Source organism: Kitasatospora sp. NPDC043950, assembly GCF_056435345.1.
Genome location: NZ_JBWKER010000024.1, coordinates 99647 through 118891 on the forward strand (window position 1 = coordinate 99647; position 19245 = coordinate 118891).

Here is a 19245-nt window from a genome sequence, read left to right on the forward strand (position 1 = left end):
CCCCCCCCCCCCCCCCCCCCCCCCCCCCCCCCCCCCCCCCCCCCCCCCCACCCCCTCCCCCCCCCCCCCCCCCCCCCCCCCCCCGGCAGCGTGCGCGTCGCCCTCGCCCGCCCGAACCACCCGGACGGGCCATCCGCCCTGACCTCCTCGGGCCATGCCGCAGCTGACCCATCGGTGCGCCGTTTCCCGCCGGACCCGCCTGAACGGGTGATCTCTACCCGGGAGTTGTGGCGCATGTCACGAAATCCCTGCGCGCGCGACCGTAGATGCCGACACTGGGAACCAGCGTGGAAGGACCACCTGTCCTACCCACTTGAGCGCCGGTCCACACCTGGTCGGCGCGCGGACAGGATCCGGCTACCGCGGCGGCTCCCGACGGCTCCGCCGGCGGCCGCACCACGGGGGAGGATCGCAGAGCGAAGCGAGGGTACGTATGTGCCAGCACCGTCCTGAGTGCCCGTCGGCCGAGTCCGAGGACCGCGAGGCGGCCGTCACGGTGGCCTGCCACCCGGAGCAGGGCTGGAGCCTGCTCTGCAACGGCGTCGTGCTGTTCGAGGACACCGGAGAGCTGCTGCCCGACGGCCGGGTGATCGCGCCGCGCCGCCCCGTCGCCCGCGCGGCCTGACCGCACCGGCGGGGCAGCCGCCGAACGACGACAACGGGCAGGGGCCCGACGGTACGTGCCGTCGGGGCCCTGCCGTACGTCCGGTCCGGATCAGACGCCGTACTCCTCCAGCGGCGGGCAGGAGCAGACCAGGTTGCGGTCGCCGTACGCGCCGTCGATCCGGCTGACCGGCGGCCAGTACTTGTCCGCCGGGTTCACGCCCGCCGGGAAGACCGCCTCCTGCCGCGAGTAGCCGTGCGCCCAGTCGCCGGCCAGCTCGGCGGCGGTGTGCGGGGCGTTGCGCAGCGGGTTGTCCGCGGCCGCCCACTCGCCCGAGCCGACCTTGTCGATCTCGGCCCGGATCTCGATCATCGCGTCGCAGAACCGGTCGATCTCGTGCAGGTCCTCGGACTCGGTCGGCTCGATCATCAGCGTGCCGGCCACCGGGAAGGACATCGTCGGCGCGTGGAAGCCGTAGTCGATCAGGCGCTTGGCGATGTCGTCCACCGTCACGCCCGTCTCCTTGGTCAGCGGGCGCAGGTCGATGATGCACTCGTGCGCGACCAGCCCGCCGGGGCCGGTGTAGAGCACCGGGAAGTGCGGTGCCAGCCGCTTGGCGATGTAGTTGGCGTTCAGCACCGCGACCTGGGTCGCGCGCTTGAGGCCCTCGCCGCCCATCAGCCGGACGTACGCCCAGGAGATCGGCAGGATGGCCGCCGAGCCCCACGGCGCCGCCGAGATCGGGCCGACTCCGGTGGCCGGACCGGCCTCCGGCTGCAGCGGGTGGTTCGGCAGGTACGGCGCCAGGTGGGCGCGCACCGCGACCGGGCCGACGCCCGGGCCGCCGCCGCCGTGCGGGATGCAGAAGGTCTTGTGCAGGTTCAGGTGCGAGACGTCCGCGCCGAACTTGCCCGGCTTGGCGAGGCCGACCAGGGCGTTCAGGTTGGCGCCGTCCACGTACACCTGGCCGCCGGCCTCGTGCACCAGGGCGCAGATGTCGGTGATCTGGGTCTCGTACACGCCGTGGGTGGAGGGGTAGGTGACCATCAGCACGGAGAGGCTGTCCCGGTGCTGCTCGATCTTGGCCTTCAGGTCCTCGACGTCCACGTCACCGTCGACCAGGGTCTTCACCACGACCACGCGCATGCCGGCCATCACCGCGGAGGCCGCGTTGGTGCCGTGCGCGGAGGACGGGATCAGGCAGACGTCGCGCTGGGTGTCGCCGTTGGCGTGGTGGTAGGCGCGGACGGCCAGCAGGCCGGCCAGCTCGCCCTGCGAGCCCGCGTTCGGCTGGATCGAGACGGCGTCGTAGCCGGTCACCTCGACCAGCTGGCGCTCCAACTCGCGGATCAGGCTGAGGTAGCCCTGGGCCTGCTCGATCGGCGCGAAGGGGTGCAGCTGGCCGAACTCCGGCCAGGTGACGGCCTCCATCTCGGTGGTCGCGTTGAGCTTCATGGTGCAGGAGCCCAGCGGGATCATGCCGCGGTCCAGCGCGTAGTCCCGGTCCGACAGGCGGCGCAGGTAGCGCAGCATGGCGGTCTCCGAGCGGTGGCTGTGGAAGACCGGGTGGGTCAGGTACTCGTCCTGGCGCAGCAGCGCGGCCGGCAGCGCGTCGGCGCCCTCGGCGACCTCGACCGCGGGGACGCCGAACGCGGCCCAGACGGCGGCGAGGTGCTCGCGGGTGGTGGTCTCGTCGGTGGAGACCGAGATCCGGTCCGCGCCGTCCTGGTGGACGTTGACGCCGTTGGCGCGGGCGGCGGCCGCGATCTCGGCGGCACGGCCCGGGACGACGGCGGTGACGGTGTCGAAGAACTCGCCGTGCAGCAGCTCGACGCCGCCGGCCCGCAGGCCCTCGGCGAGGGCGGCGGCGTAGCGGTGGGTGCGGCGGGCGATGTCGGCCAGGCCGTCCGGACCGTGGTAGACGGCGTACATCGAGGCCATGACGGCGAGCAGCACCTGGGCGGTGCAGATGTTGCTGGTGGCCTTCTCGCGGCGGATGTGCTGCTCGCGGGTCTGCAGCGCCAGGCGGTAGGCGCGGTTGCCGTCGGCGTCGACCGAGACGCCGACCAGGCGGCCGGGCAGCGAGCGGGCGTACTCGGCGCGCACCGACAGGTAGCCGGCGTGCGGGCCGCCGAAGCCCATCGGCACGCCGAAGCGCTGCGAGGTGCCGCAGGCGATGTCGGCGCCGAGCGAGCCCGGCGAGGCGAGCAGGGTCAGCGCCAGCAGGTCGGCGGCGACCGCGACGATCGCTCCGAGGCCGTGCGCCTGCTCGATGACCGGGGTGAGGTCGCGGACCACACCGGTGGCGCCCGGGTACTGGAGCAGCACGCCGAAGACGCCGCGCTCGGCGATCTCGGCCGGGATGCCCTCGGACAGGTCGGCGACGACGACCTCGACACCGGTCGGCACCGCGCGGGTGTTGATCACCGCGGTGGTCTGCGGCAGGGTCTCGGCGTCGACCAGGAAGACGCCGCCCTTAACCTTGGTGACGCGGCGGGCGAGCGCCATCGCCTCGGCGGCCGCCGTGCCCTCGTCGAGCAGCGAGGAGCCGGAGGTCGGCAGGCCGGTCAGGTCGGAGACCAGGGTCTGGAAGTTGAGCAGCGCCTCCAGGCGGCCCTGGGAGATCTCCGGCTGGTACGGCGTGTAGGCGGTGTACCAGGCCGGGTTCTCCATGACGTTGCGCAGGATCACCGGCGGGGTGAAGGTGCCGTAGTAGCCCAGGCCGATCATCGGCTGGAGCACCTGGTTGCGGCTCGCCAGCTCGCGCAGTTCGGCGAGCACCTGCGCCTCGCTGCGGCCGCCGGGCAGGTCCAGGCCGGTGATGGAGCGGATCGCCTCGGGAACGGCGGTGGCGGCGAGTTCGTCCAGCGAGCCGTAGCCGATGGACGCCAGCATCTTCTGCTGCGCGGCGTCGTCGGGGCCGATGTGGCGGTTCTCGAAGGGGCTGGCCAGCTCAAGCTCGGTGAGGGTCGAGGCGCCGGTGGGGCGTCCCGCGTTCGGCTGGGCGTTCATGGTGGTCGAGGCCTCCTGGTCACGGACCGGCGGGGGTGCGCACGCCGACCGGCCGGAGCCGCTGCGGACAGCGGCTCGACCCGGGCGGGCGAACCCGACAGGCCTCCCCCTCTGTCATCGGGACCTGAGAGCTTCACCCGCACGGCGCGCTGTGGGCACGCCGCCGGCTTGCACCGTCGGTGAGGGTGGTGCCCGTCGACTCCCTGCCGACGGTCCTGCCCTGCTTTCCAGAGTGACCTACCCCACACGGTACGGATGCCTGAGAGATTCCGGGGAGGAGTTGCTCCTTCGGCGCCCCGACCAGCGCTTTCCGTGGCCGGGGACTCTCCCGAGCGGGCTCGGCGGTCGCCGCCCAGGGTACCAGCGGCAGGCCCCCTGATCACGGTCGCGTCGGGTCGCTCGGGGTCTACGCGCGTCCCCCGGACGGTCCAGCCCGGAGCCCGTCCGGCGCACCCCGGTCGCGCCCGTCCGATTCATGGCCTTTGGTGTGAAGTGGCAGGCGGAACGGGTGCTCCGGCCACGGTCCTGCGGGAGTTCCGCAGGCGCAGCGCACTGGAGGAAAGAGTGCAAACCGATATCGATCCCCGGGACCTCATCGGCCACAAGGCGGTCGACCGCAACGGAGACAAGATCGGCACGGTCGACGAGGTCTACCTGGACGACGCCACCGGCCAGCCGGAGTGGGCAGCCGTCCGGACCGGCATCTTCGGCCGGGACGCCTTCGTCCCGCTCACCACCAGCGAGTTCTCCGGCGACGAGCTCCGGGTGCCGTACGACAAGTCGCTGGTGAAGGAGTCGCCGGACTTCGGCGTCGGCCAGCACCTGTCGCCCGCCCAGGAGCTCCAGCTCTACCGCTACTACGGCCTGGACACCCCGGCGAACGGCCGCCCGGTCGGCCGGGACAGTGACCGCCCGGTCGGTCGGGACGGCGACCGGCCCGTCAGTCGTGAGGGTGACCGGCCGGCCGGCCACGAGAGTGACCGCCCGGTCGGCCGGGACGGCGGCCGACCCGCGCGCCCCGACCTCGACTTCGGCACCACCTCGGCGGCCGAGCCCGTGAAGCCCATCGCCTTCCACTCCCTCGACCCCGCCCCGACCACCACCCCTGCCGACCCCACCGGCACCGCGACGGAGGTCAGCGTGCGGACCCTCAACACCCCCGCACCCGCGGCCGCCCCCACGACGACCGAGCCCAAGCCGCAACCCGCCCCGATCGTGACGACCACCGCGACCACGAACTCGGCCGTGGCCCCGCCGGCCTCGGAGCGCTCGACCGGTCCGGCCCCGTCGTCCCCCAACGGCCCGGTGGAGATCACCTGCCGCGAGGAGCGCCTGGACATCACCACGGACTGGCACATCGTGGGCACCGCGAAGCTGCGCAAGTACGTGACCAGCGAGCAGGTCGAGCGCCGCGTCCCGGTGGTCCGCGAGCGCGTCCGGGTGGAGCGGATGCCGGTGAGCAAGGCCGAGCGCGCCTCGCTCACCGAGAAGGAGATCGCCGAGGCGGTGGAGGAGGTCACCCTGCGCGAGGAGCGCCCGGTGGTCCGCAAGTACCTCACCCCGATCGAGCGGGTCCGCCTGGTGGTGGAGCGCTACACCGCCGAGGAGGTGATCCGGGACGAGCTGCGCCGCGAGCACGTCGAGATCCACGACAACACCGCCGCCGCCCCGGCGACCCCGGTGGCCACGCCGGCGGCCGAGGCCCCCCGCCCGGCCGTGCTGCGCCCGTTCGCCTGACCCCTCGCCCCAGGGCCCCGGACCCATCGGTCCGGGGCCCTCGGCATGCCTCGTCCCGGTCGCCGCCCGGCCGGAATCCTTCGATTTTGCCAAAGCGTCACCAATGGATATTTGACACTCTGAAGTATCTCCCGGCATGGTTACTTCAGTTCATTCACTATGTACGGGAGGAAGCAACCGTGAGTGAGGCACCACAGCCCACCACCGCGGCCGAGAAGCAGAGCAGCGCCCGGGTCCTGCCGGCCCTCATCCTGGCGATGCTGTCGTTCAGCGTGGTGCAGACCGCGGTCGTCCCGATCCTGCCCTCGCTGGCCAAGGAACTGAGCGTCTCCGCGTCCAGCGTCACCTGGCTCATGACCGCCAACCTGCTCTCCGCCGCCGTGCTGACTCCCCTGCTGGGCCGCTTCGGCGACCTCCGGGGCCGTAAGCCGATGCTGCTGATCTCGCTGGCCGGTCTGGTCGCCGGCTCGGCACTGGCGGTCAGCACCCACTCCTTCACCTGGCTGGTCGTCGCCCGCGTCCTTCAGGGCGCCGGCGGTGGCGTGCTCCCGCTGGCGATCAGCATCGTCCGCGACGAGCTGCCCAAGCAGAAGGTGACCGGCGGCGTCGCCGCCATCAGCGCCTCGATGGGTGTCGGCTCCGGCCTCGGCCTGGTCGCGACCGGTCTCCTGCTGGAGCACTGGAGCTACAAGTCGATCTTCTGGATGGGCCTGGTCTTCGGCCTGATCGCGGTCGCCCTGGTCGCGTTCCGCGTCCCGTCCGACCCGGTCACCGACAAGGAGGGCGGCGCCGACCCGCTCGGCGCCCTCACCCTGGCCGGCTGGCTCTCCGCGCTGCTCGTCGCGGTCAGCCAGGGCAACCACTGGGGCTGGACCTCGACCAAGACCCTCGGCCTGTTCGCCGTGGCCGCCGTCGTCGCCCTGATCTGGGGGGTCATCGAGACCAAGGTCGCGCACCCCCTGGTGGACATGAAGATGATGTCCCGTCCGGCCGTCGCCTTCACCAACCTGGCCGGCCTGCTGATCGGCTTCGGCATGTACGGCTCGTTCATGGTGATCAGCAACTTCGCCCAGACCCCGGAGAAGCTCACCCACTACGGCTTCACCGCGACCGTCCTGCATGCCGGTCTGCTGCTGCTGCCGTCCGCGATCGGCTCGATGGTGGCGGCTCCGGTCGGCGCGATGCTGATCGCCCGCCGCGGCCCGCGCCTGCCGCTGGTCCTCGGTGGCGTCCTGGGTGCCGTCGCGATGGCCTACCTGGCCGTGCGGCACAGCCACGAGGGCGACATCTACACCTCCTCGGCGATCTTCGGCCTCGGCATCGGCCTGGCGTTCTCCGCGATGCCGGCCTACATCAACGGCGCCGTCCCGGTGGAGCAGAGCGGCATCGCCAACGGCATGAACGCCGTGCTGCGCACCGTCGGTGGCGCGATCGGCACCGCCGTGATGGCCGCCATCCTGACCGGCGACACCATGAAGCTGCCGCCGCAGATCCCGCTGCTGCTGCCCACGCTGGACGCCTACAAGCACGCGTTCTGGGCCGCGGCCGTCGTCTGCGCCGTCGCCGGCGTCGTCCCGTTCCTGATCCGCGGCGTCAAGCCGGCCGCCACCGTCGTCGCCTCGGGCGGCACGGCCGAGCGGAACTCCAGCCCCGAGCTGGCCAAGACCGACGCCTGACCAGGCGTCCGGCCGCCGCGCTCAGGGACAGGGCGCGGCGGCCCGGCCTTCGGACGGTCGCGAGGGCATCACGACCGCACGAAGTCCGGCACGGTATGCGGCCCCAACCGGTACTCCCCCCACCGGTCGGGGCCGCTTCGCGTTTCACACCCCCGGCGCCCCCGTCTCCTCCGGCGCCTCCCTCTCCCCGGGCGCCCCCGTCTCCTCCGGCCCCTCGGCCCCCCACAGCGGCAGCGGACGGGCCGGTTCCAGCGCCGGATCGTCCACCGCGAAGGTCCGGATGCGCCCCGGCCCGCTCCACGGCGTCTCGAACCGCACGGTGACCCGCCCGACACCGCTGCCCTGCACCCACCCGGGCCCCAGCTCGGTATGGCGGACGTCCTGCCCGGGCATCCAGCGGCGCGGCGCGACCGCCTCCGGTTCCTCCTCGGCCGTCTCGACCTCCGCCTCCGCGTGCTCGGCCGCCTCCTCCCGCAGGGCCTGCGCGAACAAGTCCTCCTGGGTGTAGTCGGCCAGCTGGGCGACCCCCACCCCGAGCAGCCGCACCCCGCCGGTGATGTCCACCTGGGAGGCCAGCCGACGCGCCGTCTCGATGACCACCGCCTCGTCGTCGGTGGGCCCGCGCAGCGTCTCCGAACGGGTCAGCGTCGAGAAGTCGAACCGCCGGACCTTGAGCACCACCGTCCGCCCCGAGCGCCCGGCCGCGCGCAGCCGCCGCACGCACCGGGCGGCCAGCACCTCCACCTCGCGCAGCACCCGCTCCCGGTCGGCGAGGTCCACCTCGAAGGTGTCCTCCACCGAGACCGACTTGGCGTCCTGGTCGGCCACCACCGGCCGGTCGTCCAGCCCTATCGACATCTGGTGCACACCCGCGCCGTGCGCCCGCCCGAGCAGCTGCACCAGTTCGCCCTCCCCCGCCTCGGCGAGGTCCGCCACGGTGTTCAGTCCGGCCCGCCGCAGCACCTGTTCGGTGGCCGGCCCGATCCCGGGCAGCGCCCGGACCGGCATCGGGCCGAGCACGGCCCGTTCCTGCCCGGGTTCGATCAGCACCAGCCCGTCCGGTTTGGCCTGCTCGGAGGCGATCTTCGCCATCAGCTTGGATCCGGCCGCCCCGACCGACCCGGTCAGCCCGGTGCGCCGCTGGATGTCCGCCCGCAGGTCCTCCGCCAGGGCGAGCACCAGCCGCTCCCCGGTCTCGTGGTCGGACTCCGCCAGCACCGGACCGTAGCGGCCGGCCTCCAGGTCGACGAAGGCCTCGTCCAGGCTGAGCGGCTGCACCAGCGGCGACAGCTCGCGCAGCAGACCCATCACGAGCTCGCTGACCTGCCTGTAGGCCTCGAACCGGCCGCTCAGAAAGGCCGCGTTGGGGCAGAGCCGGCGCGCCTGCGCCATCGGCATCGCCGAGTGCACCCCGAACCTCCGCGCCTCGTACGAGGCGGTGGAGACCACCCCGCGCCCGCCGAGCCCGCCGACGACCACCGGTTTGCCGCGCAGGCTCGGCTTGGCCGCCTGCTCCACCGCCGCGAAGAAGGCGTCCATGTCGAGGTGGATGATGCTCGGCAGTGATCGCACCCGCCGATCATCCCGCAGGGGTCCGACAATGCGTACGAACCCGGGCAGGCCCTAGCGCTGCGCGGCGTCCGCCAGCGCCTTCGGGATGCCGTCCTCCCGGGGGCCGAGGAACAGCGGGTCCGGCCGCAGCCAGGCGTTGACCGCCGCCTTGCCTGCCCCGGGGATCTCCCGCAGCCCGCCGTACAGCCAGGTGCCGTCGTGCGGTTCCGGCACCCCGACCGCGTACGCGTCGATGCCCGCCGCCTCGCACAGGGCCAGCGCCCGGCGGACGTGGAAGTCCTGGCTGACCAGCACCGCCCGCTCCACCCCGAAGACCCGCCGGGCCCGGGTGCAGGAGTTCCAGGTGTCGAAGCCCGCGTAGTCGCCCACCACCCGGACCGCCGGCACCCCGTGCTCGATCAGGTACGTCCGCATCGCGTCCGGCTCGTCGTAGCTGTCCCGGCCGTTGTCGCCGGTCACCAGGATCGCCTGCACCTTCCCCGCCCGGTACAGGTCCAGCGCCGCGCTCAGCCGGTGCTCCAGGTACGGCGATGGCTTGCCCTGGTCCAGCCCGGCGCCGAAGACCACCGCGACCGGCGCGGACGGCACGCCGGCCACCGTGCCGACCCGGTCCCCGGCCGAGCACCACAGCCACGCGCTCGGCGCCAGCGCCAGCGAGCAGAGCACCGTCGCCGTCTGGAAGGCCCTGCGCTGCACGGACCGCCGCCGAAACCGGACCTTCAGCAGCCCGCCCCGACGCCGCAGCAGACCCGCTATCCCGGTGCCGAACCCCACGTGTCCTCCCTCGATCGCCTCACCAGGCGCAACGACGAGGCCGCGGGCCCGGACGGTTCCCCGTCCGGGCCCGCGGCCTCGTCAGTTCTGCGTTCAGACCGCCCGGTTGCGCCGCTGGGCCAGCTCGTCGGACGGGTCGTGGCCGACCAGCGTCTCGCCGGTGTCGGTGCGCTCCGCGTGCAGCCGCCCGAGCGTCAGCTCCAGCTCCCGCCAGACCGCTCCGACCGCGATGCCGAACACGCCCTGACCGCCCTTCAGCAGGTCCACCACCTGCTGCGGCGTGGTGCACTCGTACACCGTCGCGCCGTCGCACATCAGCGTCATCCCGGCCAGGTCGCCCTGCTCGGCCGCCTGCAGATGGGCGACCGCCACCCGGATGTTCTGCAGCGAGACGCCCGCGTCGAGCAGCCGCTTCACGATCTTCAGCAGCAGGATGTCGCGGAAGCTGTAGAGCCGCTGGCTGGTGGCCGGGTACGCCGAACGGACGCTGGGCTCCAGCAGTCCGGTCCGGGCCCAGTAGTCCAGCTGGCGGTACGTGATGCCGGCCGCCGCGCAGGCCGTCGGACCGCGGTAGCCGATCAGTTCGGACGTCGGGGCCAGCCGCTCGATGGCGGGCTGACCGGGCTGCACGGCCGGGAACCTGCCCACCCGGGGCAGGTCCGTCACGGTGCGAGCGGTGCGCGGCAGGTGCACGGCACACAGGCCTCCCACGGCCGTGTCATCGCCGGTGCTGCTCATGCCTGCCTCCGTCCACTGGTGCTGCGGGCAACCCGAACTGCGGGCATCGGTCACCCGGACAGCCACTCCTGACGGTAGGCAGTCCCCTATGACCCGTCAACGATCGCCACGCCGGGCCAGCCAAACCACATCACTCAGGAGAGTGGTTTTTCGTGCCCCTAGTGTGGGTAGGTCGACGGTTTTTGGCAAAACGGCAAGCCAAACAACGGCCTGACCTGTAGGGAAATCCGGTTCGCACTACTGCGGACCGCTGCCCCCGAAGTCCTCGGGCGACACCTGGTCGAGGAACTCGCGGAACTTCTCGACCTCGTCCTCCTGCTCGTCCGGGATCGCGATGCCCGCCTCGGCGAGCACCTCCTCGCTCCCGTAGATCGGCGTGCCGGTGCGCAGGGCCAGCGCTATCGCGTCGGACGGCCGGGCGCTCACCTCGACCCCGCCGGTGAAGACCAGCTCGGCGTAGAAGACGCCCTCCCGCAGGTCGGTGATCCGGACCTCGGTGAGCTGCTGCCCGAGCGCCTCCAGGACGTCCTTGAACAGGTCGTGCGTCAGCGGGCGGACCGGCGTCATGCCCTGCTGGGCGAAGGCGATCGCGGTCGCCTCGCCGGGACCGATCCAGATCGGCAGGTACCGATCGCCCCCGACCTCCCGCAGCAGCACGATCGGCTGGTTGGAAGGCATCTCCACTCGGACACCCACGACGTCGAGCTCATTCACACAGGCAACCCTATGGCTCAGGCCCCGGATATGAAAGCGCAGGGCCGACGCCGCTGGTCAGCGCGGTGCACGCCGACCGCCCGGGGTCTGGACAGCCACCCCGCAGGAGCCCCGCGGGAATCCCACGGGGACGCTATCCGCGGCTGCGCAGACCGGCCTGGACCATCGCCGCGTGCAGCCGCACGGACAGTGTCGCCAGCTCCCGCGCGGTGGCCTCGGCATGGGCCCTGGTCTGCGGGTTCCGGTGCCGGCGCAGTGGCGCCACCACCTGTTCCACCAGCGCGATCTCCCGATCCGCCGCGGCCTTCATGGCCCGCAGGTGCCGCGGTTCCAGCCCGTACCGGCCGAGTTCCGCGACCAGCCGGGCCACCTGCAGCGCCTCGCCGTCGTACCCGCCGTCCGGACCGGGCGCGACCAGACCGTAGGACTCCCATTCGGACAGCTCGCGCTCACCGGACTCGGCGGCCGCCAGCAGTTCGGCACGCCCCAGCCGGACTCCGGACGGGACGTCGGCCGAGGCCCCCAGCTCCCGGTCCGCTTCCTCCACCGGCCCGGGTCGGGTGTCGGCGGAGGGCGGCAGCGCGGGCGGTGCCTCACCGCGCTCGATGGCGTCCAGGTGCTCGCGGATCACCCGCAGCGGCAGGTAGTGGTCACGCTGCATCCGCAGGACGTAGGCCAGCCGCTCGACGTCGGCCGGGCTGAACTTGCGGTACCCCGAGGGCGTGCGCTGCGGCTCGACCAGCCCCTCCGCCTCCAGGAACCTGATCTTGGAGATGGTGACCTCGGGGAAGTCGTCGCGCAGGAAGGTCAACACCGCGCCGATGCTCAGCAGCTCGTCACCGCCGCGCCGCCGCCCACCCGGCCGGTCCGGGCGGACCGGCTGCCTGGGGCCCGCGACCACCCCGCGCGCGCCGCGGTCCGCGTGCGGACCGGACGATGCGGGGGTGGCCGCCCCGAGAGAAGATGAAGGGGTATTCGTACTCACTCGGGCTCCTACCGACGTTGGGTTCAGTACCCCCGGTTGTGGCCGGCGAAGAACACCAGCCGGTACTTCCCGATCTGCACCTCGTCACCGTTGTTCAGCGACACCTCGTCGATCCGCTCCCGGTTGACGTAGGTGCCGTTGAGGCTGCCGACGTCCGCGACGCTGAACCCGGCCTGCGTCCGACGGAACTCCACGTGGCGCCGCGAGACCGTGACGTCGTCCAGGAAGATGTCGCCCTGCGGGTGACGGCCGGCCGTGGTGACGTCCGAGTCCAGCAGGAAGCGGCTGCCCGAGTTCGGACCGCGCTGGACGATCAGCAGGGCCGAGCCCGGCGGCAGCGCGTCGATCGCCGACAGCACCTCGGCCGACAGGGCCGGCGTCGCGCCGGTGCCGGTCGTGGTGTTGGGGTCGTACGACTCCAGGCCGGAGATGGAGATGGTCGACGTGGTCTCCGCCGCCCCCTCCGGAAGCAGGCCACCGCGCAGGGCCGTACCGCAGTTGGAGCAGAACCGGGCCGATGACGGGTTCTGGTTGCCGCACCTGGGGCACGGAGTGGGGCCAGCCATGTTCACAGCCTCCTGGCGCGGCACACCCGACGGGTTGTGCCCGGCGTACGGATCGGGGGCAAACCCTCCACCAGAGGTTGAGGGTCCTGACTGGAAACCTATGCGCGGGTCGCCGGAAGGGTCAACCGACGCGCCGTAGCCCACCGGATTCCCTGCGTACTGGGCGGCGGCGCCGTCCCGGAACAGCTGCTGCTCGGCGTACGGCGCCCCCTCTGGAGCGGGGCGCATGCCCGGCACGGCGGCCTCGTCCTCGGGCCGGCGGTGCCGCGCGGTCGGCGCCTCGACGGAGGCCGCGCCACGGCCCTTGTTACGACCGAACAACTTCGAGAAGAAACTCACGGGCGAATCCCCTTGCGTGTGACAGACCCGCCCGCGGGGCAGGGTGAGAACCTCGGACAGACTGCGGGCCCGGTTGCGGATCGGGCCTGCTGGAGTGGTACTCCGACGGTTGGTACTGCTGTTGGTGCTCCGGTGCGTGCTGGTACGACCCAGTCTCGCCCACGCGACGGCGGCGCCCCGCACCGGGTGCCGCCCGCAGGTGACGGGCCGTTCGTCGGGCGCCCCGTCACTTCGAAGCCGGCTTGGCGTACTGCGGCGTCTTCAGATCCACGAGGGCGTCCACGACCACCTTCTGCTGCTGGGTGATCGTCGCCCGCGCCTGGTGACTCTCCAGAGTACGGACGACACCCCCCGGGATGTTCAGCGCGGGTGTCAGATCCTGCGGGTTCCCCACGACGGTGAACCGATAGGGCTGCGAGACCTTCTTCCCGTCGATCTGCACCCCGCCGCCCGACACGTCGGTGAAGTAGGTGTTGACCACCACGCGCACATCGTTGATCTGAATCGCCTCCGCCCCTGCCGCTCGAAGTTCTTGCAGGGTGTCCAGCAGCATATCTGCCTTCACCTGCCCTTGGGGATCATCGACCGTGAGTACGATGCCCGGACCAGTGGCTTTGACGGTACCGGCGAGCACGCCGAGCTCCGTCGCCTTCTTCCTGGTCTGCTCCTGGGCCTCCTTGGCCTGGTTGGAACTGTTCTCCAACTTGGCCAGGGACTGCTCCAACTCCGCCTTCTCCTGCTGAAGACGCTGCTGACGGCTGTCCAGTTCGTCGAGGATGCGCACCAGGTCCTCCTGGCGGGCCCCGCGGAGCTGGCTGTGGTGGTCGTTGGTCGACCGCACCTGGATCGCCAGCCCCAGACCGAGCGAGAACAGCAGCAGCGCCACCACCAGCTGCCCGCGCGACATCCGCGGCGGCCACAGGGCTGCCTTGAGGCGCCGCCGTCCCGCACCGCGGTCCAGGGCGGCCGGCTCCACCACGGGCTCAGGCTCGGGCTCAGACGCAGGCTCGGGCGCAGGCGCTGCGGCCTTCGCGAGCCGCACCGCGGGCGTGGGCGCCGCCTCCGCATCAAGCTCAGGCTTAGCGTCAGACTTCGCCGCAGCCTGTTCCTCGGGCTCCCCCACCGCCGCTACGGGCCCCTCGGCCCTCCCCGGCTCCTCGGCCGGTTCGGCGCGCTGGACCTCCCCGGCCCCGTCCACCGGCTCGACCGGGCCCGCCTCGGCCGCCGACTCCGGCCCCGGCGCCTCGGCAGCCCGCTCCGACGCCTTCCCGCCGCCGTCCGCGTGCTCCTCCGCCGCCCCGCGGCCCGGCTCAGGCGCGGAAGACATGGCGCCGAATCGCGGCCGCGTTGGAGAAGATGCGGATGCCGAGGACGACGACCACACCCGTGGACAGCTGCGAGCCGACGCCCAGCTGGTCACCGAGGAAGACGATCAGTGCCGCGACCACCACGTTCGACAGGAACGAGACGATGAACACCTTGTCGTTGAAGATCCCGTCCAGCATCGCCCGGACGCCGCCGAACACGGCATCCAGCGCCGCCACCACCGCGATCGGCAGGTACGGCACGACGGCGTCCGGCACCTCGGGCTGGACGAAGAGTCCGACGACCACCCCGATCACGAGACCCAGTACGGCAATCACGGTCTAGCTGCTCCTGTCCCTGCGGACGACGACCCGGTCGGGGCCGTCGTGGACGAGTGGGCTGTCGTGGTCTTCGCGGACCCGCTCGGCGTACGCCGACCGGTGCTGCCCGCAGACGGTGAAACGGACGCGCTCGGGCTCCCGGAGGTTCCGTCGGTGGGTGACGGCGTCGGGGTGACCGAAGCCGCCGACGGGGACGCCGGGGGCGAGGGCTCGGGCGTGACCGGCTGGGCGGTCCGCAGCGTCACGCCCACCGCGGCCGGCAGCGTCAGGCTCTTCTGCGCGGACATGGTCGACTTGATGCCGTACTTCTCCTGGAGCAGCCGCAGGTACTGCCCGGCCATGTCGTTCTCGAAGGCGGTGAGCAGCTTCGGCCCATCTCCGATCGCCTGGATGTTGTACGGCGGGACGAGCGGTCGGTTGTCCACCAGCACCGCCTCTCCCGCAGCCCGGATCGCCGAGAGCGCGGTGAGCCGCTGACCGTTGATCGCCACGGCTTCCGCACCGGATCCCCACAGGCCGTTCACCACCAGCTGGAGGTCGCGGTCCCGCAGCCGGCCGCTGTTGGAGAAGCCCTGCCCGGCCCGCGGGTCGACGTTTCCCCCGCCGCCGGTCCCCGCCGCGTCCTCCAGGACCAGCTTGACGCCCGGCCCCGCGACCTCGCCCAGGCCCACCGCGCCGGTCAGACCTCCCTGGTCGCCGTCGCCCGTGGCGAGCGCCTGCTGCTGCGTGCTCTCGACCTTGCGCCGCAGGTCCTGGACCTGCTGCTGGAGGTGGTCGGCCGAGCCGTTGGTGTCGTTGATCCGGTGGATCAGCGCGTCCCGTTCCTTGGCCAGCGTCGGCTCCGCCTTGTGCGCGTTCACCGCGCCGACCGTCACCACGACCCCGACCAACGCCAGCCCGGCGGCCAGCGTGAGCAGGCCTCGGGCCGTCCTGGGTATCCGGCTGTCGTGGTCTCCGCCCCGCGCTGCGGCCGCCTCGGCGTAGCCCTCGTCGAGGCTGTGGTCCATGACGTTGGTCAGCAGGGACATCGAGGCGTCCGGGCGGTTGTACCGTCCGTTCGGGGCACTCGGCGTCGGCGTCGCTGGCATGCGGACCATCGTCCCACGTCGGCGAAGGGGCCCGCGCACACCCCTTGAGCTGCACACACGACACAAAGTGACGGATCATTGCGAACAGTGTGAAAACGGACAGCGGGGGGGGGGGGGGGGGGGGGGGGGGGAAGGGGCGGGGGGGGGGGGGGAGGGGAGGGGGGGGGGGGTGGGGGGCGCCCCCCCCCCCCACCCCCCCCCCCCCTCCCCCCGCCCAACCCTCACCCCCCCCCCCCCCCCCCCCCCCCCCCCCCCCCCCCCCCCCCGACCGTCAGGACCGTCGGACGATCAGGCCGGTGTCGTCACCTCCCGGCCCCGTCGACCACCGCCGCCCACTCGTCCAGCAGCGCCTCCGTGGCCTCGTCGTCCGGACCCTCTGCCCACAGGTGGGTGGTCGCCTCGGCCGGGTCCGGCAGCACCAGCGTCCAGCGCCCGTCCGCCTCGACGACCCGGACGCCGTCGGTGGTGTCCAGCCGCCGACTGCCGGCCGCCTCGACCACCGAGCGCATCACCATCCCCTTGGCCGCCCACGGCGTCGCCAGGTCCCGACGACGGATGTGCGCCTGCGGGATGCGCGCGTCGATCTGGCTCAGCGTGAGCTGGGTCCGCGCCACCAGGCCGACCAACCGCACGAAGGCCGCGGCCCCGTCCAGCACTCCGCTGAACTCCGGCACCACGAACCCGCCGCGCCCGTCCCCACCGAACACCGTGCCCTCGGTGGCGGCCGCCTTCGCCAGGTCGTCCGGCGTCGTCGTGGTCCAGATGACCTGGGTGCCGTGGTACGCGGCGACCTGCTCGGCGATCCGGGTCGTGGTCACCGGCAGCGCCACCTGCCCGCTGCGCCGTTCTGCCGCGACCAGGTCCAGCAGCACCAGCAACGCCCGGTCGTCGTCGATCACCCGGCCCAGTTCGTCGACGAACGCGACCCGCTCGCCGACCGGGTCGAAGCGGACGCCGAAGGCCGCCCGGGAGGAGGCCACCAGCTCACCGAGCCTGGCCAGCCCGGCCCGCCGCTCCTCCGCGTCCTCCGTCGGCCGCGCCTCGTCCAGCCCGCTGGAGACGGTGAGCGCCTCCACTCCGAGCCGTCCGAGGATGCTCGGCAGAACCAGGCCGGCGCTGCCGTGCGCGGTGTCCACGACCACCTTCAGTCCGGCCTCCCGGACCCCGGTGGTGTCGACGGCCCGCAGCAGGTTGCCCGCGTAGGAGTCGAAGACGCTGGACGGGAAGGTCAGGTCCCCGATCTCACCGGGGAAGGCCCGCCGGTACTCCTGGCGCGCGTACACGCGGTCCAGCTTGCGCTGGCCGGCCTGCGAGAGATCGGCCCCGCGCTCGTCGAAGAAGAGGATGTCCAGAGAGTCGGGCACCCCCGGCGTGGTCCGCAGGAAGATCCCGCCCGCACTCCCTCGGGCGGTGTGCTGCCGGGCCACCGGCATCGGCACGTTCTCCAGGTCGCGGACGTCTATGGCCGACGTCTGGAGCGCCGAAATCATCGCCCGTTTGAGCGCACGCGCACCACGCGAGTGGTCACGCGCAATGGTGACGGTCGCCCCCTTCTTCAGGGTCGTGGCGTACGCGCCGGCCAACCGCACGGCCAGTTCCGGGGTGATCTCGACGTTCAGAATCCCCGACACGCCACGCACGCCGAACAGGTGCTCCTGGCCGCGGGACTCCCAGATCACCGACGTGTTGACAACGGCGCCGGCCTCGATGGTCTTGAACGGATAGACCCGGACGTTCGCACCGATGATCGACTCCTCGCCGATCAGGCACTCGTCCCCGATCACCGCGCCGTCCTCGATCCGGGCGGCCCGCATCACGTCGGTGTTCTTTCCGACCACGCAGCCGCGCAGATTGCTCTGCGGCCCGATGTAGACGTTGTCGTGCACGACCGCCTTGTGGAGGAAGGCCCCGCGCTTGACCACCACGTTGCTGCCGAGCACGGTGTGCTCGCGGATCTCGACGCCGGCCTCGACCTTGGCGTAGTCCCCGATGTACAGCGGCCCACGCAGCACGGCCTCCGGGTCCACCTCCGCGCCCTCGGCCACCCAGACGCCCGGCGAGATCTCGAACCCGTCGAGCTCGACGTCGACCTTGCCCTCCAGGACGTCCGCCTGGGCCTTGCCGTAGCTCTCGTGGGTGCCCACGTCCTCCCAGTAGCCCTCGGCGACGTAGCCGTAGACCCGCTTGCCCTCCTTCAACAATTGCGGGAAGACGTCACTCGACCAGTCGACGGACTCACCTGCCGCGACGTAGTCGAAGACCTCTGGTTCCATCACGTAGATACCGGTGTTCACAGTGTCCGAGAAGACCTGCCCCCAGGTCGGCTTCTCCAGGAAGCGCTCGACCCGTCCGTCGTCGTCCGTGATCGTGATACCGAACTCGAGGGGATTCGGCACCCTGGTGAGACAGACGGTGACCAGCGCGTTCTTGCTGCGGTGAAAGTCGATCAATTCCGAGAGGTCGAAGTCGGTCAGTGCGTCACCGGAGATCACCAGAAAGGAGTCGTCCTTCAACGCGTCCTCGGCGTTCTTGACACTCCCCGCGGTACCTAGCGGCGTCTCCTCGTGGGCATAGGTCAGATGCATGCCCAGGTCCTCGCCGTCACCGAAGTAGTTCTTGACCAGTGAGGCCAGGAACTGGACGGTGACGACGGTGTCGGAGAGGCCGTGCCGCTTCAGCAGCCGAAGCACGTGCTCCATGATCGGCCTGTTGGCGACCGGAAGCAGCGGCTTCGGCATGCTGGAGGTCATCGGGCGGAGTCGGGTTCCTTCGCCCCCTGCCATGACAACGGCTTTCATTACGGGTGCGTCCTCCTTTGCGGTGGTGGACCTACAGAGGTCCATCAAACCGTTCCAGAGGGATCCCTACCCGGAAGGTATCGTCCGACGCACCGATACGGCGTGGGACTTCTCTCAGATCACGTCTCAGACTGCGGACGCGGAGCCCGTCGAGCCCGCACGGGTGATCCGCCGGGCCTGAACCGCGTAAAGAATACCGGCCCACCAGTACAATGTGGTCCCCCACCAGATGAAGGCCCAGCTCACCACCTCGGCCGGCCGCGCGATCCAGCTGTCCACGCTGCCGAGCAGGAGGAGCGGAAACGCGTACATCAGATTGAAGGTCGCGGCCTTCCCCAGAAAACTCACCTGAAGCGGCCCGTAACCGTGCCGGTTCAAAATGGGCAGCAGCGCGCCGATAAACACTTCCCGGGCCAGCAGAATCGCCGTCACCCACCACGGAAGAATCTCACGCCAGGTCAAACCGACCAACGTGGACAGCACGTAGAGCCGGTCGGCCAGCGGATCGAGCAGCTGCCCCACCCGGCTGACCTGCCCCCATCGCCGCGCGAGTTTCCCGTCGAGGTAGTCGCTGACACCGCTCAGCATCAGGATCAGCAGCGCCCAACCATCGTTGTTGGGGCCGTCGAAAACCGGCCAGAGAATCAGCCAGAGAAAAAGCGGAACACCGACCAGCCGGCCCATGCTGAGCAGGTTGGGGATGGTGAGGACGCGATCGGTCTGGACCCGCGTCTCCTGGACCTCCACCCGGGGGCCTCCTGTCCCGTGTGACGACAATGCACGTTGACCCTACAACAGAAAAGCCCCCGCCAGGTTCACCCGGCGGGGGCTTCTCTCGAATGATTGTTCGGCGGCGTCCTACTCTCCCACAGGGTCCCCCCTGCAGTACCATCGGCGCTGAAAGGCTTAGCTTCCGGGTTCGGAATGTAACCGGGCGTTTCCCTCACGCTATGACCACCGAAACACTATGAAACTGTCAACCGCACCAACCCCGTG

The 19245-nt window shown here is 71.6% G+C and carries 14 protein-coding genes, 1 rRNA gene, 2 pseudogenes and 2 riboswitches; of the genes and pseudogenes, 4 read left to right on the forward strand and 13 right to left on the reverse strand.

The genetic code is table 11. The annotated features are described in order from the left end of the window. Nucleotides 1-433: 433 nt before the first annotated feature. On the forward strand, nucleotides 434-625 hold the full coding sequence (locus tag AC07BF_RS18080) for a DUF5999 family protein (protein WP_363585304.1): 192 nt from the start codon (nucleotides 434-436) through the stop codon (nucleotides 623-625). 90 nt (nucleotides 626-715) lie between these two features. Here AC07BF_RS18080 and gcvP read toward each other — a convergent pair whose 3' ends face one another. After that, entirely contained in the window at nucleotides 716-3616 is a 2901-nt protein-coding gene (gene gcvP / locus AC07BF_RS18085) for an aminomethyl-transferring glycine dehydrogenase (protein WP_363585305.1), read from the reverse strand. A gap of 104 nt (nucleotides 3617-3720) precedes the next feature. Next, nucleotides 3721-3852: riboswitch (glycine riboswitch) on the reverse strand. Nucleotide 3853: 1 nt separating this feature from the next. Further along, a riboswitch (glycine riboswitch) is annotated at nucleotides 3854-3957 on the reverse strand. Between the two features lie 223 nt (nucleotides 3958-4180). On the opposite strand from gcvP, the pseudogene AC07BF_RS18090 reads away from it, so the two are divergent. The 3 genes and pseudogenes from AC07BF_RS18090 to AC07BF_RS18100 all read left to right on the forward strand — a co-directional run. After that, nucleotides 4181-4543: pseudogene (locus AC07BF_RS18090) on the forward strand (PRC-barrel domain-containing protein); the annotation flags it as partial. A gap of 396 nt (nucleotides 4544-4939) precedes the next feature. Next, a pseudogene (locus AC07BF_RS18095) lies at nucleotides 4940-5353 on the forward strand (DUF2382 domain-containing protein); the annotation flags it as partial. Between the two features lie 179 nt (nucleotides 5354-5532). Further along, nucleotides 5533-7029 carry an MFS transporter gene (locus AC07BF_RS18100; RefSeq protein WP_363585306.1) on the forward strand — a complete coding sequence of 499 codons (1497 nt, stop codon included), beginning with the start codon at nucleotides 5533-5535 and terminating at the stop codon, nucleotides 7027-7029. Between the two features lie 144 nt (nucleotides 7030-7173). On the opposite strand, the gene AC07BF_RS18105 is transcribed toward AC07BF_RS18100, so the two are convergent. From AC07BF_RS18105 to rrf, 12 genes are all read right to left on the reverse strand, one after another. After that, nucleotides 7174-8601, reverse strand: coding sequence for a DNA polymerase IV (locus AC07BF_RS18105; protein ID WP_478333585.1), 1428 nt, complete (start codon nucleotides 8599-8601; stop codon nucleotides 7174-7176). A gap of 51 nt (nucleotides 8602-8652) precedes the next feature. After that, nucleotides 8653-9375 carry a SanA/YdcF family protein gene (locus AC07BF_RS18110; protein WP_400811831.1) on the reverse strand — a complete coding sequence of 241 codons (723 nt, stop codon included), beginning with the start codon at nucleotides 9373-9375 and terminating at the stop codon, nucleotides 8653-8655. Nucleotides 9376-9468: 93 nt separating this feature from the next. Next, complete coding sequence (locus AC07BF_RS18115; protein WP_363585308.1) at nucleotides 9469-10113, reverse strand: MerR family transcriptional regulator; 645 nt, start codon at nucleotides 10111-10113, stop codon at nucleotides 9469-9471. A gap of 237 nt (nucleotides 10114-10350) precedes the next feature. Next, on the reverse strand, nucleotides 10351-10827 hold the full coding sequence (locus AC07BF_RS18120; RefSeq protein WP_063350203.1) for a bifunctional nuclease family protein: 477 nt from the start codon (nucleotides 10825-10827) through the stop codon (nucleotides 10351-10353). Nucleotides 10828-10960: 133 nt separating this feature from the next. Then, complete coding sequence (gene ftsR / locus AC07BF_RS18125) at nucleotides 10961-11656, reverse strand: transcriptional regulator FtsR (protein ID WP_363585318.1); 696 nt, start codon at nucleotides 11654-11656, stop codon at nucleotides 10961-10963. 179 nt (nucleotides 11657-11835) lie between these two features. Further along, on the reverse strand, nucleotides 11836-12717 hold the full coding sequence (locus AC07BF_RS18130; RefSeq protein WP_400811828.1) for an FHA domain-containing protein: 882 nt from the start codon (nucleotides 12715-12717) through the stop codon (nucleotides 11836-11838). Between the two features lie 226 nt (nucleotides 12718-12943). Next, nucleotides 12944-13840, reverse strand: a complete 897-nt coding sequence (locus AC07BF_RS18135) for a DUF881 domain-containing protein (protein ID WP_478317637.1) — start codon at nucleotides 13838-13840, stop codon at nucleotides 12944-12946. Between the two features lie 187 nt (nucleotides 13841-14027). Continuing rightward, a complete protein-coding gene (locus AC07BF_RS18140; protein WP_030062488.1) occupies nucleotides 14028-14360 on the reverse strand; it encodes a small basic family protein in 333 nt (110 codons plus the stop codon). After that, nucleotides 14357-15451, reverse strand: a complete 1095-nt coding sequence (locus AC07BF_RS18145; protein ID WP_478333586.1) for a DUF881 domain-containing protein — start codon at nucleotides 15449-15451, stop codon at nucleotides 14357-14359. Before AC07BF_RS18145 ends, AC07BF_RS18140 begins: the two co-directional genes overlap by 4 nt. A 302-nt stretch (nucleotides 15452-15753) precedes the next feature. Beyond that, a complete protein-coding gene (locus tag AC07BF_RS18150; protein ID WP_063350200.1) occupies nucleotides 15754-18249 on the reverse strand; it encodes a mannose-1-phosphate guanyltransferase in 2496 nt (831 codons plus the stop codon). 126 nt (nucleotides 18250-18375) lie between these two features. Beyond that, nucleotides 18376-18996: a cardiolipin synthase ClsA gene (gene clsA, locus AC07BF_RS18155; protein ID WP_063350199.1), complete on the reverse strand. Its 621-nt coding sequence runs from the start codon at nucleotides 18994-18996 to the stop codon at nucleotides 18376-18378. Between the two features lie 98 nt (nucleotides 18997-19094). Further along, a 5S ribosomal RNA gene (gene rrf, locus AC07BF_RS18160) occupies nucleotides 19095-19211 on the reverse strand. Nucleotides 19212-19245: the final 34 nt, after the last annotated feature.

Coding starts and splice junctions, on each gene's coding strand:
- AC07BF_RS18080 (WP_363585304.1), top strand. CDS start 434: ATGTGCCAGCACCGTCCTGAGTGCCCGTCGGCCGAGTCCGAGGACCGC.
- AC07BF_RS18115 (WP_363585308.1), bottom strand. CDS start 10,113: ATGAGCAGCACCGGCGATGACACGGCCGTGGGAGGCCTGTGTGCCGTG.
- gcvP (WP_363585305.1), bottom strand. CDS start 3,616: ATGAACGCCCAGCCGAACGCGGGACGCCCCACCGGCGCCTCGACCCTC.
- AC07BF_RS18150 (WP_063350200.1), bottom strand. CDS start 18,249: ATGAAAGCCGTTGTCATGGCAGGGGGCGAAGGAACCCGACTCCGCCCG.
- AC07BF_RS18145 (WP_478333586.1), bottom strand. CDS start 15,451: ATGCCAGCGACGCCGACGCCGAGTGCCCCGAACGGACGGTACAACCGC.